Here is a 13,412-nt window from a genome sequence, read left to right as displayed (position 1 = left end):
ATTTATCGATAAACTGCTGTTGCTCCGCCCCCGTCACACTGCTGGTGACCACTTTGATATAAGCGTCCGGGAATAAAGTTTCGCAGCCGGAGCAGAAGCTTTTTGTCACTGTGCCTGTCACTGCTATATCGCCGGATAAAGCCCCTTTCACTGAGCTGCTGGTACTTTGGCCAAAGGCGTCAAAGTTCGTCGTGCTGCTTTGGTTGTTCGGGCTCACCGCTGTGATGGATGTAATCAGTGTTGGGGTAAAACTGGTGGCTGCTACACCGTTGTATCTGTAACTGCTGGTTTTGCCCATAGCATCTGTACTGCTGGCAACATAACGAAAATTAGCTGTGTAGTTACTGCTGCTGGTTCTGTCTGTTGCTGCTGCACCATTAGCCCCGGTGCCTGCGTTCACCTTCACCGAGGTTTTGTTGCCCGCTGCATCATAGCCATAAGTGGTAGTGCTTTTTGCAGCAGCCAGATTTGGGGCAAATACTTCTGTCTCCAGTAAATAATCTGCGTTATAGCTAAAGCTGCTTTGACGGCTGATATCGCTGGTCACTGCATTATTTACATACAAACGTTTACGCACCGTACTGGCGGTTAAACGACCATAACGCTGATAGGTTGTAGTTGAGTTAAAGGTATTGCTGGTCTCTGTCAGCAGTTTATTGGCTGCATTGGCCGGGTCAGAAATAGTGACAGTGCTACTGGTTAAATTGCCGTAACCATCATAGGAAAAGCTGCTGTTTGTTGTTGCCAGATGGCTGCTGGCGGTTAAAGCAGTATTCAGGCTATAACTATGCTCAGTGGAAGACGCAATATAAGGATACACCCCATCATAGCTTGTGATGCGCTGAGCCACTGTATTAGTGGAAAATGAAAGGGTATGACCAGCTCTGGTCTGCAACGTGCTTTTAGGAATGCCAGTGTAGGGCCATAGCTGATGGTATAAAGTTTCTGTCACCACAGCGCTTTGATTATCAGTCGTACGCAACATTTCAAAACCTAAAAAGCCACGGCCTTTTTTATCTATCAGTAAGCCACCATACTGGTAACTTACACTGACAAACTGATTTGGCTTCACTTCAGTGCTCACCTTCGACACAACAGACATTCCAGCTCGAGGGGAAAAATAATCGCTGCTGTTGTTGTTGGCTGAATCCTGACGCACATACACATTTTGATCAGCAATAGCCTGATACTCAATAATGGTACTGACACCCCAGCCATTGGTAATTTTACGAATGCTGTGGTCTTTAAAATAAGCCCTGTTATTGCGGAATATCTTCCAGCCAGCATCATTGGTTGCCGTTAGCAAATCCAGTTTGCCGTCTGCGTCAATATCTGCAAACTGGATGGCCGCTGTATTGTCAAAACTGCGGGTCCCGCGCTGCTCAAACAAAACTTGTTCGTGAACTTTGCTGGGACGAGACAACATCACTTTCCAACTGTTAGTGGCTGTGGGGAGTAATACGTCGGTCCGGCCATCCGCATTTAAATCAAGGAAATACACATAATTAAGCAGGTTGGCTGCAGAGGTCAGCCCGCTACTTCTGGCAGGCAATAAGGTGTTGCCGTTCGATAGTTGGTAATACCAGGTTGTGCCTGATTGATACATCAAATCAGTATACCCGTCGCCATTTAAATCTACGGCCCGTAAATTGGGGTTGTTTTCTATAACTTGATGATGCGCATAACCTGTGCCAGTGGATAGATATAAACGCCAGGTTGTGGCCACGCTCCACTGATGGCCTTCATAGTAACATTCCTGCTCAAGGAAACCTTCAACTGAACATTGCCCCTCTGTCACTTTAATTAATAAGTCTGTGCGACCATCACCGTTTACATCTATCGCTGCAGTAGACTTGGCATCTGCAGTAAAAGAGGCCATATTCCAGCCCATCTGGCCGGCACCAGCAGCTACAGAGCCTAAATTTGCTTTATGTTCAAAACCTAAATGAACATTGTTTGTACCAGAGCCCCTGTTGCGGTACGCCTGAAAAACATTGCCGCTGACAAACACTATGTCCTCTAAACCGTCACCATCATAGTCAGCAACTAAAGCACCACCTTCCAGGCCTGTGGCTTTAAATCCAACAGGAACAATAGAATAATTGCTGTTTACCTGATAGGTGCCACAAATTTCCTCGTCGGGATAGGGTTCACATGTCCGCTCAGTACGCACTGAAGGAATAAAGCTGATAATAAACCAATTGCTGTTTGCGCTATCGGCTACTAATAAATCACGTTGACCATCCCCGTTAAAGTCTATGGTTTGGGCATATTCTTTTTTAGCTATGCCTGTAGAGGTCAGCGTTTGTTCAGTCGCAAAATTACTGATCAAAGGCGCTGGTGTGCATTGAGTAGGCTCCCCTGCTGGAGTTCTGCAACCATCACTTGAACCTGAAGCCCCCCCTAAACGAACCTGCCATGCCCCACCTCTTGGATACACTAAATCAGCAAAACCATCACCGTTAATATCTATAATTTTTTGATTATAACGATCAACAGAACTGCCTTTGGTTTGAGACAAGCTGATAAAAGGCGAATAACTCTTTGTTACAGGTTCCTGCCAGCAATATTGGGGGGTACCAGGCTCGTTGGCGCAACGAGTCGTGTATGTGGTGCTTACAGCTGCAGGTCTGTTCCAATCAAAAGTGGTAGGTGCATAACATTGGTTTGCACTACTGCCAGCACACTCCTGAATAGAGAGCAGATAATTTTTTTCTTCCAGTACGTTGGTATTGAAATAATTCAGCAGGTATTTCCGATACAGCGCGCTGTCCTGAAATACCTCTACGGTATCAAGCAGCTTCGTCATCCCCACCCGCTGTTGAGCCTGCCAGCCAATGGCTATTTTAGTATTGTCCACATAGTTCAACACTACTTTGGCAAATGGCGCATTACCGCCGGAACGGCCGGTATAGTGCACTTCCGTTAAATAGTGCTCCCCCAATGCCTGATCTTCATGGTACTTAAAGACAATGTAGTTGCCTTTGACATCCCGAATAGCTTTCAGTGCCCACATCCTTGCGAGGTTACTGTTTAATGAAGTGTCAAAAAAGGCATCAGCTCCGGTTTCAGCCCCACCAGAGGCGTTTTTCAAACTGATAGTCAAGGCTTTATTCATGCTATCAGTACCGGAAACCGCTGTAACATCACCGTAATAATGTATTTCACCTGATTTGGTTTCTACGGTAAAAGCACGCGGCCCCTGACTGGCTATACCATGCTGGCGGATTTTCGCAAAGCCATCCAACTCAGTGTGAAACTCGGTGGCTGTAGCCCAGTAGCTGGCATCAGTCACAGCTTTGTCATTGCTGGCGCCATTTTTTACCAGTCGCTGGCCATCAAGACAGAGCCTGTCTGAGGCCGCAAAAGCTACATTGCCCTGCACTGTATCTACAGCTAAGTTTTTTGGACAACGAGTAATAGCTGATGCGCCAGCTAAGCTCCAGCCAGCGCCCATATATCCGTCACCGGCAGCGCTGCTGTAGCTAAATGCTAACTGAGGTTTTACACCGGCAATGCCATCAGGCAAAGCCAGAGGCATGGAGTAGTTTGCATTGCCAGACTCATCAACCCTGAACTCTCCGCTGCTTAAACCAACAGTTGTCGTAGGGTTGAGCAAAGCAAAAGTCGAAAATACCGGTCTGTCCTGACCTATGCCACCCGTTAATTCCATTCGTTCAAAATAAGAGGATTCTATGCTGGGATTTCCCTCCAAATCCCTGAGCAATAGCTGGTTGGCCGTCAGATGATTTAATGCGATAAACAACTCGCTTTTACCATCTCCGTCGAAATCTGCTTTTTGCACACTTTCAATCTGATCATGCCCTTGAGTCAGGTTAAGCAGCTCCCACTCTGCTTTGGACAAAAGTTGCACCTGCCATTGACCATTGACTTCATACAACCGCAGCAAGCCATTAGGTGAGGGAACAAAGATAGGGGTGGCTTTTCGTTCTGGTAGTACCACCAGCTTATCTGGCGCTTTTAAATAAATATCTCCGTATTCGTCGGTATAAACCTCATAGCCTTTGGCCATGACGACAGATGACATGAATAAAAACACTAAAACCAATAAGCGAAATAATCCAGAACGCATCAATACGCACTCCTTTGCAACTACAGGCAAAAATGGGGGCTAGAATCAGTTGGCGGGCATAAGTTCGATACTATCCAGCACGCACTTTGTTTTTGTTGGATCAAACTCGATGATCACGTCGGCATTGGAAGAAAATGCGGTTAACAGCAAAGCATGCATACTGTCAAAATGTGCAGCTTTATCCGGGATGCGGATAAAGTCTCCTTTCACCAGTTCACAGGCCAAAGCTTTTCTGTCGACATCTTTTAGTACAGTGATGAAGACTCCTTCTGATGTCACTTTTAGTGACTGTGCAAAACCATTAATTTTTCCGAAACAGCTTAAGTTTTCACAACTTGCAAAGACTGGATTTGCAGTTAATGCTACTAAAGTGGTCAGTATCACCGCTGGTAAATGTTTCATTGCCTCTCCTTCGACTTATGTTCTCTAAAACGACACTGGAAAATACAATTACCTAAAGTCGGCATTTTGTAAATACAGGAATTATGACGAAACTATGATATTTATTATCTTATTGAAAAATAGAAGATTATTATCTAGTTTACACAAATACTACGGCCAGAAATACAAACAACTCTGCACTAAAATACAAGACGGGATACTGGCGACCGTGAAAACTTACCAGCCAACCTATTGTTTTTTAATAGCTAAACAAAAAACTTTACAAATTGAACTGCGAAATCTATCAAACAAAACACAGAAATATTCGTAGCACGAAGAACTATCGCCCGATAAAGAAAAAAACCGGCTCTAAGGCCGGTTTTCATCAACAAAAACAAATCACTACTGCAATGATTTATCCCGTATTGCTTTAAATTCTTTACCAGGTAACCAGTTGGGCCAGCTTTGGCTGTTCGCCACTTCTAAGCCAACCTGATAAAACAGAAATAAATCCTGCTGCGAGCCGCGTAAATCCCATGTGGGGTCGAACTCATCATTGACTTTATGGTAGTAATCTGTGACGTAGTTTTTACGTTGCTGTAAGCCCCAGTCTTTGCCATGAGCCACACTGTCGATACCACCACGGGCATAGAGCATAGGCACACCTTTTTTCGCCAGATTAAAGTGATCAGAGCGGTAATAGAAACCATCCTGCGGTGTAGGTTCAGGCGCTATATAGCGGTTTTGCGCTTTGGCGTATTTATCCAGTATAGGCTCCAGCTCTGAGCTGCCGTAACCAAACACCATCACATCCCGCATAGGGCCATACACATTCATAATGTCCATATTGATACCGGCCACGGTTTTATTCACTGGAAACAGCGGATGTTCAGCGTACCAGGCAGAGCCCAATAAGCCCCGCTCTTCCACTGTAACAGCAAGAAAGGCGACAGAACGTTCTGGTGCCGGGCCTTGCTTAAACTTTTCCGCCAGCGCTAATAAAGCAGCTACACCGCCTGCGTTGTCTTGTGCGCCGTTAAAAATCTTGTCGTCGCTGCGGCTGAAATCCAGACCAAAATGGTCCCAGTGCGCCATATAAATCACAGCTTCATCCGGCTTTTTACTGCCCGGAATAAAACCTATGACGTTATTGGAATCAATTTCACGCAGGTTGTTTTTGATACTGATGCTGGCTTTGGCATGCAGCGGTATAGCTTTAAAATCTGGCTTTAAGGCACGCTCTTTCATCTGTTTTAAGCTACTGCCATTGGCGGCAAATAAGCGTTCGGCGGCGTCCAGCGATAACCAGCCTTCCACTTCGGCTTTGTGCATGTTTTTGTTGGCATTGGCCAGTTCAAAACGGATAGGACTGGTGCCTGCCACAACATTCCAGCCGTAGCTGGCGGCTTCAGTTTCGTGCACTATCAGCACCATAGCAGCACCCTGACGGGCCGCTTCTTCGTATTTGTAAGTCCAGCGGCCATAATAGGTCATGGCATTACCGGTAAAAAGCTTGGCATCCTGAGTGGCAAAGCCAGGGTCATTCACCAGCACCACCACTGTTTTGCCTTTTACATCTAAATCTTTGTAATCGTTCCAGTTGTATTCAGGCGCCACTATGCCGTAACCGGCAAATACCATCTCGCTGTTCTCAAGCTTAATCTCCGGCAGCATTCGGGTCGACCAGGCCATCATATCGGTTTTATAAGCCAGAGTAGCTGCGGTTTTATCTCCTGTTAACGTCATAGCAGATACAGCCACGGGGTCAATTTGCACCACAGGCACAGCCTGACGGTAACTGCCGTTTTTATAAGGGGTTAAACCTAAGCGTTTAAATTCAGTTTCAAGGTAAGCCACAGTGCGCTTTTCACCTTCAGTGGCAGGAGCCCGGCCTTGCATTTCATCCGATGCTATTTTTTCAAAATAGCCGGAAAAGTTAGGGTTAAACTCGGTTTGTACTAATGCTGGCTCTGCGGCACTGGCGGTAAAAACCAGCCCTAAAGCCAGAGCACTTATTAACTTATTCATAGCTTTCCTTTTAAAAAAATAAGGCAGAGTCGATGCTCTGCCTTAAATCTTTGACTAACGTCTACTGAGATGCCAATGATGCGTCGCGAATAGCACGGAACTCACGGCCTTCGAACCAGTTTGGCCATTGTTCTGAATTCGCCAGTTCAGCACCTAGCTGATAAAACACATTCATGTCCTGCTGCACACCACGTAAATCCCAGCTGTCGTTAAATTCGTCAGCGGCTTTGTGGTAACAACAAACGTTGTATTCTTGTTTCTGAGCAGCGCCCCACTCTTTACCATGCTCAAAACTGTCGATACCGCCTTTCGCATACAACATAGGCACCCCTACTTTGGCCAGGTTGAAGTGGTCTGAGCGGTAGAAAGAACCATGTTCAGGGCTTGGCTCTGGTGCCACATAACGGCCCTGCTGTTCAGTGTATTTGGTCAGTATACTTTCCAGCTCTGAGTTGTTATGCCCTACCACCACCATATCTTTCATCGGACCATAGACGTTCATCACGTCCATATTGATGCCAGCTATGGTTTTATTCAGCGGGAATACCGGATTTTGTGCATACCAGGCAGAACCTAATAAACCCCGCTCTTCAGCCGTAACTGCCAGGAAAGCCACTGAGCGTTTTGGTTGTGGCTGTTTCACAAAATGTTCAGCTAAGGCCATGATGGCCGCTGTGCCGCTGGCGTTATCCTGTGCACCATTAAAGACTTTGTCTTTTGGATTGGAGAAATCCACCCCTAAGTGATCCCAGTGCGCCATATAAAGCACTACTTCGTCTGGTTTTTCAGAGCCTTCGATATAGCCCATCACGTTATTGGACGTTAGCTCACTGATATTGTTTTTCACTGAAACCGAAGCTTTCACGCCCATGGCTACAGGTGCAAAGTCTTTGCTCAGTGCTTTTTGACGCATAGTGTCAATGTCAGTGCCCATAGCGGCAAAAAGTTGCTGAGCAGATTCAGTGGTCAGCCAGCCTTCGACTTTGGATCTGTCCATGTTTTTATTGGCATTGATCAGGTCAAACTTAGTAGGAGATCCGCCTGCTATCACTTGCCAGCCATAAGAGGCAGGTTCTGTCTCATGGATAATCAGCGCCATAGCTGCACCCTGACGCGCCGCTTCTTCAAACTTGTAAGTCCAGCGACCGTAATAGGTCATGGCATTGCCAGTGAACAGGTTTGGATCTTTAGTGGCAAAACCCGGATCGTTGACAAACATCACCACGGTTTTACCTTTGACATCCAGGCCTTGGTAGTCGTTCCAGTTGTATTCCGGTGCTACTATGCCGTAACCGACAAACACCAGCTCGCTGTCTTTAACTTCCACCTGTTCAGTCACTTGCGTGGTCCAGGCCATCATTTGTTCTTTGTATTTCAGCTCTGTGGTTAGCTTGTCGCCCGACAATTGCATGCCAGACACTTCTTTAGGGTCAATACGTACTAAAGAAACAGGCTGCAGGTAGCTATCACCATTAATGCCTTTTAAGCCAATGCGCTTAAAATGTTCTGAGATATAGTTAATGGTTTTTTCTTCGCCCGGCGTGGCAGGCATACGGCCCTGAAATTCATCAGAAGCCAGAGTTTTTAAGTAGTCTTTGTATGCTGAGTTAAACTCAGTACCAACCAAAGCAGCGGCTCTGGCAGGTTCAACTGCTGCTGTGATAGCGCTTTGTTCCGGTTCAGCTGGCTTAGAACAAGCTGTTAAGGTTAAAGCGGCCATCATGGTCAGCGTTGTGGCTGAAAACCAAAATTGTGGTTTCATAACACTCCCGATTTCTAATTTTTTAAATTTTTGAGTAAATACTCTTAGATACTAACCAAGACCACTGCGACGCACCAGATCAGTGGTCGCAGCTTTTGCCCCGTTAAAGGAGAATGGCGTTAAAACAGCTTATTTAGCCGCGCCCCAGTTCGCTTTTGGTAAGGCGACTGCTTTAGTTAAATCAAAGTCGACCCGAAATTCACGGCCTTCGCGGGTTAATCTGTAGCTAAAACTCTCATTTGGGTATAAATACATATGCCAGGTGTTGCCAATAGACTGTGGCGTTTTAGTTTTGATAAACAAGTTTTTAGAATAATTATCAGCCGGGAAACTCTGTGCTTCAGCCCAACCCGGCGTCGCAGTGTGACCACCGTACATAGTCGAGATGTCATCTGTACCATCTTCATGTTTATGCTGATGCTGTAACTGCAGACCATTCGCTGTTTTAGTAATGATCCAGGTGCGTGAACGGTTTTCACCCACCACAAAAGGCACCTGAATTTGTGTATCGCTGCAGTCGCGCACATGCATTACCATATCACCGCTAAAAGCCGCACTTGGCTGATTATCCAGCGTGGTTTTACCGGCAAAAGCCTTACCACAAAGCGCTTTTAATTGCTCAAAAAACTGCTGCTGGGCTGGGCTGGGTGCTGCAGCAACAGAGACAGACGCCAGGCTGGCAGCTAAGGTAAAGGTGTTGATAAGTAATGTTTTTTTAGTTATTTGCATCTGCGGACTCCTTTTTATCGTACCAGCACTATACCTTTATCAATGGCAAAAACGCAAAACCCAAACAACAGGACAACTTCATGCAAAATTTAATAGACGCAAAGTTGCTGATGAAAGTATTCAGCAAAGTGGAACAACAGGGCAAGCCAGTGGATACGCCTTTTGGCAAGGGTTTTGAGCTGGACGGTATGACTATTGCCAGCGGCTTTGATGGCTACGATTTATATTTTGTGGCTGACAAAGTGACTGTCACTTTAGGTTTTCATCAAAAATATCATATAGATGCAAAAGACGAAGAGCATATAGAACAGTTTATCCAACGCTTAAAACGTATAGAGGCAAAGTAGCCAGCTCAAAGCGAATAGCTGCCTAATGAAAACGTATGCAGGAAAAAGGTCTGACAGATCGGCTGTGTTAGCATAAGGAAAAACGATATGGATACAGACGAAGATGCATCTTTCTATTTATTCTAAAAGCAGCCGCCAAAAGGCCTGGCTGCTCAGCGCTTTTGCTTTGGCTTTAGTAGCGTCCTGCGGTAAGGCTCAGGTGCAAAATCAAACACCAGCCACCGAAGTTAAAAAAATGGCAGAAAAACCTGCACCAGTCACAGCACCAGCCGAAGTTCAAGCAGGCAAGGTGGTGGTGTATCAGATGTTCACCCGCTTATTTGGCAATAGCAACAATACCAATCAGCCTTGGGGCACCATAGCACAAAACGGTGTGGGTAAGTTTAATGATATTAACGAAGCAGCACTGAAAGGTATTAAAGAGTTGGGTGCAAGCTATGTCTGGTACACCGGCATTTTGCATCATGCCGTGATCCGCGATTACAGCGCCTATGGCATAAGCCACGACGACCCTGATGTAGTCAAAGGCCGGGCTGGTTCTCCTTATGCGGTCAAAGACTATTACAGCGTCAACCCGGATTTAGCAGTAGACCCGGCCAAACGACTGGAAGAGTTTGATGCACTGATCGACCGTACTCATGCACAAGGGTTAAAAGTGATTATTGATATAGTGCCAAACCATGTAGCACGGCATTATCAATCGCTGCATAAACCCGAAGGTATCGAGGATTTTGGTGCCAGCGACGACACCAGCGTGGAATACAAACGCGACAATAACTTCTATTACGTGGTGGGTCAGCCTTTTCAGGTACCTGCACCACAAAACGGTTATCAGCCTTTGGGCGGCGAAGCTCATCCATTGTCTGATGGTAAGTTTGCAGAAAACCCGGCGAAATGGACAGGCAATGGCTCTCGTTTAGCTCAGCCGGATTTTAACGACTGGTATGAAACCGTCAAAGTAAACTACGGTGTAAAACCAGACGGCAGCTACGATTTTGACCGCCTGCCTGCCGACTACGCCACTAAATCAGTACAAGAACATGCCGCTTTCTGGCAGGGCAAAGACGTACCCAACTCCTGGCTGAAGTTCCGTGATATCACCTTCTACTGGCTGGATAAAGGTGTCGATGGTTTCCGTTTTGATATGGCCGAAATGGTACCGGTCGAATTCTGGAGCTTTTTAAACTCCAGCATTAAAAGCAAAAACCCAAACGCCTTTTTATTGGCGGAAGTGTATAACCCAGCCTTGTACCGCGACTATATTCGTTTAGGAAAAATGGATTATCTGTACGACAAAGTGGAAATGTACGATAGCCTGAAATTAGTAATGCAAGGCACAGGCAGCACAGATGCTATCGCAAGCGTGCAACAGGGTATGGCGGATATTGAACACCATATGCTGCACTTTTTAGAAAACCACGACGAGCAGCGTATTGCCGCCCCTGAGTTTGCCGGCGATGCCAACAAAGCCAAGCCTGCTATGGTGGTATCAGCCTTGATCAGCAGCTCTCCTACTATGCTGTATTTTGGTCAGGAAGTGGGTGAAGCCGGCGCTTTAGATTCAGGTTTTGGCGACCCAAGCCGCACTAGTATTTTTGATTACGCTGGTGTGCCCGCTCATCAAAACTGGTTAAACGATGGTAAATACGATGGTGGAAGATTAACGCCAGACCAAAAACAGCTGCGCGAGTTTTACGCCAAATTAATGACCTTATCAGCCACAGAAGCGGTCTTTAACGGCGCTTATCACGAGCTGCATAGCAGCAACAAAGATACAGCAGGCTATAGCGATAAAACCTACGCTTTCGCTCGATTTAACGACAAAACCAAAGTGATAGTGGCCAGCAATTTCGCCACGACGGTCACAAGCTTTGCGCTGAAATTACCTGCCGATTTGCTGCAGCAATGGCAGTTGGGCAAAGGTGATTATGAGTTAAAAGACCTGTTGTCTGAACGTAAAGCTTCTTTGAAAGTGACAGGTGATCAAGCTTCAGTACAAATTGAACTGGCAGCGCTGGAGTCTGTGGTGTTGAAGTTTTGATGGGTTGATTTTATCGCTTACCTATCAGTTAAAAGGTGCCTATGGCGCCTTTTAACTATCCATTTATCAAAATAGCATTCTTCAAATTTTATCGCCTTCTAAATTCAACTCATCAACTAACTTCATCGAAGTTACTAAAATTTTACCCACCTTAGACAATGAAATATCTGTTACAAATCCGCTCTCTTGCTCTATCAATCCAATATTCCTTAAATGACTAATTTGAAGTAAAACAACAGTGTCGCTGTTATATATAGTCTCTATCGAAACATCATTCTGCGTGTTGATCTGATGTTCAGCGAGCGCCGCCAAAATTAGTAAGGATTGATAATTAAGACTATGGATCATATTCAAATACCAACATGCATCATCAGCTGAAATTGTCTCGTCGAATGAAATAGCAGCAAGTAAATTGCCTATAAGCTGAATTTTTCTCTCTTCATACTGCTGTTTAGATTTAACCAGGACACCTTCAAGAACAGTCTCTGCATTAACATTACAACCTGTTCGTAACCGAAAAAAGTCGTCATCTCTGATTTGTTGCCCAGCATTAAGTCTCAGCTCTATTTCTCTAAACGCGTAAATTAATGCTGCGGGGTAATAGTTCTGGGTCAAAAAGCGGCTGTATCAATTCTGACATTGCACAAAAAAACTTTTACAATACTGGTAAAGCTTCAGAATTTTCTCGCTATGCTGCCCCACTACTTACAAAACAGCTTTTTAAACAACTCTTCCGATTTCTGCAGCCCTTCATCTGTCAGCACCACAGATTTCGTTTTACTCACCGGATCGAGAATAAAACCTTTCTGATAAAGCCTGTTCATTAGATCCCAATCCAGTTGTTTCCATGCCCGGCGCTGTTCGTGTAAGGTCAAATAAAGTAAAGCCAGAGCCGCGTCGTCTATTTTATCTTCATCAATATCCATGGACTTCTCCACTTTGGGGGGCTGAAACTAGTTTAGCAACTCTATGAGTTTAAAAACCAATGGGTAAAAGACACACAGGCCTGGAACACAGGTTTAAATCAAGGGGAAAAACTATCAGTATTCGCGGCTCATTGATGTCATAAACCTAAACACGCACTTTATTGAGATTAAACCGTCAGGTGCCTGACGAGCGCGGTACGAATTTGTTGGTTTTTTTAGCCCAAAACACCAGCCCGATCATGATGCCTGTCACAGCTATCACTGTGACAATAGAGTCTTCCGGGCCAACAGCTCCGCCACTCAACCAGTTCGGGCCCTGATAACTGCTTTCGATAGGAGCAAAGGCTGTCCATTCATCCAAACCTGAAAGTGGCAAGCCGGTCAGCACTATGGCAAAGTTCCATGCAGCATGATTGGCGGTGACCACCCAAATATTACGGCTCTGAATAAAGATTAAAGTCCAGAATGCCCCCAGCAAAGTCCCTGAAATAACTGTCATCACCAACTCTGCTGCCCCTATCTGCGGATCAACATTGGCTATGTGCAATACCGAAAAAAGAAGCGACTGTAGCCAGAGTGCGGGTACTGTGCCCCAGGCATTTTCCAGCGCCAAAAACAAAACACCACGGAATACAATTTCTTCAATAGTTGCCGCCACTAAAATTACCCCGGCAACTTCCAGCAAAGCATGATCCAGCCCATGATAGCTTTTGACTTCATAGATACCAAACGCAAACAACAACAAGGAAATCAGCGCAATAATAGCCGCACCAGAACAAGCTCCAGCAACAATACCCGATGGGGCTATTCGAAGTTCCTCGGCCTGCCGTCTTTCATAAAACCTGACATAAGCCCAATACGCCAACACGACACAAACAAAGATGCCTGCTCTTCTGACGATAGCTACAGTATTATCCTCAAGCTGAAACAGCCACTGTGCTGCCGGTAATAAAGCCCAGCGAAACAAGGCGATTGCAATCACTATGGCCGTGGTTGCCACCAAGAGTTTAACAACCAATTGTTTTATATTCTGAACCAAGATCATGCATATCCCTGAGATGAAGAGTGGGCGCAGTTCATGTCGACCCACAGATTTGAAAGAGTG

Annotated in this window: 10 protein-coding genes; 2 read left to right on the top strand and 8 right to left on the bottom strand. The window is 45.6% G+C overall.

Annotation, left to right across the window (positions count from 1 at the left end; all coding sequences use genetic code 11):
* The 5 genes from EMM73_RS10760 to EMM73_RS10740 all read right to left on the bottom strand — a co-directional run.
* Nucleotides 1–4,093 (bottom strand): toxin TcdB middle/N-terminal domain-containing protein (locus EMM73_RS10760; RefSeq protein ID WP_145987563.1); only part of this gene is annotated, 4,093 nt, incomplete at its 3' end.
* A gap of 45 nt (nt 4,094–4,138) precedes the next feature.
* Nucleotides 4,139–4,495 (bottom strand): hypothetical protein, encoded by a 357-nt coding sequence (locus EMM73_RS10755; RefSeq protein WP_127686431.1) that lies wholly within the window; start codon nt 4,493–4,495, stop codon nt 4,139–4,141.
* Between the two features lie 381 nt (nt 4,496–4,876).
* A complete protein-coding gene (locus tag EMM73_RS10750) occupies nt 4,877–6,502 on the bottom strand; it encodes a M28 family metallopeptidase (protein ID WP_127686430.1) in 1,626 nt (541 codons plus the stop codon).
* Between the two features lie 61 nt (nt 6,503–6,563).
* A complete protein-coding gene (locus tag EMM73_RS10745) occupies nt 6,564–8,264 on the bottom strand; it encodes a M28 family metallopeptidase (RefSeq protein ID WP_127686429.1) in 1,701 nt (566 codons plus the stop codon).
* A gap of 129 nt (nt 8,265–8,393) precedes the next feature.
* The gene (locus EMM73_RS10740; RefSeq protein WP_186435187.1) at nt 8,394–8,993 is read right to left on the bottom strand and encodes a hypothetical protein; all 600 of its coding nucleotides are present in this window, start codon (nt 8,991–8,993) and stop codon (nt 8,394–8,396) included.
* Between the two features lie 80 nt (nt 8,994–9,073).
* Here EMM73_RS10740 and EMM73_RS10735 point away from each other — a divergent pair, with 80 nt between their 5' ends.
* Nucleotides 9,074–9,340 (top strand): DUF3081 family protein, encoded by a 267-nt coding sequence (locus EMM73_RS10735; RefSeq protein ID WP_127686428.1) that lies wholly within the window; start codon nt 9,074–9,076, stop codon nt 9,338–9,340.
* Between the two features lie 103 nt (nt 9,341–9,443).
* Nucleotides 9,444–11,381, top strand: coding sequence for an alpha-amylase family protein (locus EMM73_RS10730; RefSeq protein ID WP_127686427.1), 1,938 nt, complete (start codon nt 9,444–9,446; stop codon nt 11,379–11,381).
* Nucleotides 11,382–11,462: 81 nt separating this feature from the next.
* On the opposite strand, the gene EMM73_RS10725 is transcribed toward EMM73_RS10730, so the two are convergent.
* The 3 genes from EMM73_RS10725 to EMM73_RS10715 form a co-directional block, all read right to left on the bottom strand.
* Complete coding sequence (locus EMM73_RS10725; protein ID WP_127686426.1) at nt 11,463–11,996, bottom strand: hypothetical protein; 534 nt, start codon at nt 11,994–11,996, stop codon at nt 11,463–11,465.
* 86 nt (nt 11,997–12,082) lie between these two features.
* Entirely contained in the window at nt 12,083–12,307 is a 225-nt protein-coding gene (locus EMM73_RS10720; protein WP_127686425.1) for a DUF6429 family protein, read from the bottom strand.
* Between the two features lie 175 nt (nt 12,308–12,482).
* Nucleotides 12,483–13,352 (bottom strand): CPBP family intramembrane glutamic endopeptidase, encoded by an 870-nt coding sequence (locus EMM73_RS10715; protein WP_127686424.1) that lies wholly within the window; start codon nt 13,350–13,352, stop codon nt 12,483–12,485.
* Nucleotides 13,353–13,412: the final 60 nt, after the last annotated feature.

The organism is Rheinheimera sediminis, from assembly GCF_004005375.1.
GTDB lineage: Bacteria > Pseudomonadota > Gammaproteobacteria > Enterobacterales > Alteromonadaceae > Pararheinheimera.
Note: the sequence above shows the minus strand (reverse complement) of the source record. Positions and strands in the feature narration are given on the sequence as shown.

Bases quoted from the DNA above. Each gene is read 5' to 3' on its own strand.
- EMM73_RS10750 (WP_127686430.1), bottom strand. From the start codon at position 6,502: ATGAATAAGTTAATAAGTGCTCTGGCTTTAGGGCTGGTTTTTACCGCC.
- EMM73_RS10735 (WP_127686428.1), top strand. From the start codon at position 9,074: ATGCAAAATTTAATAGACGCAAAGTTGCTGATGAAAGTATTCAGCAAA.
- EMM73_RS10715 (WP_127686424.1), bottom strand. From the start codon at position 13,352: ATGATCTTGGTTCAGAATATAAAACAATTGGTTGTTAAACTCTTGGTG.
- EMM73_RS10720 (WP_127686425.1), bottom strand. From the start codon at position 12,307: ATGGATATTGATGAAGATAAAATAGACGACGCGGCTCTGGCTTTACTT.
- EMM73_RS10730 (WP_127686427.1), top strand. From the start codon at position 9,444: ATGCATCTTTCTATTTATTCTAAAAGCAGCCGCCAAAAGGCCTGGCTG.
- EMM73_RS10740 (WP_186435187.1), bottom strand. From the start codon at position 8,993: ATGCAAATAACTAAAAAAACATTACTTATCAACACCTTTACCTTAGCT.
- EMM73_RS10745 (WP_127686429.1), bottom strand. From the start codon at position 8,264: ATGAAACCACAATTTTGGTTTTCAGCCACAACGCTGACCATGATGGCC.
- EMM73_RS10755 (WP_127686431.1), bottom strand. From the start codon at position 4,495: ATGAAACATTTACCAGCGGTGATACTGACCACTTTAGTAGCATTAACT.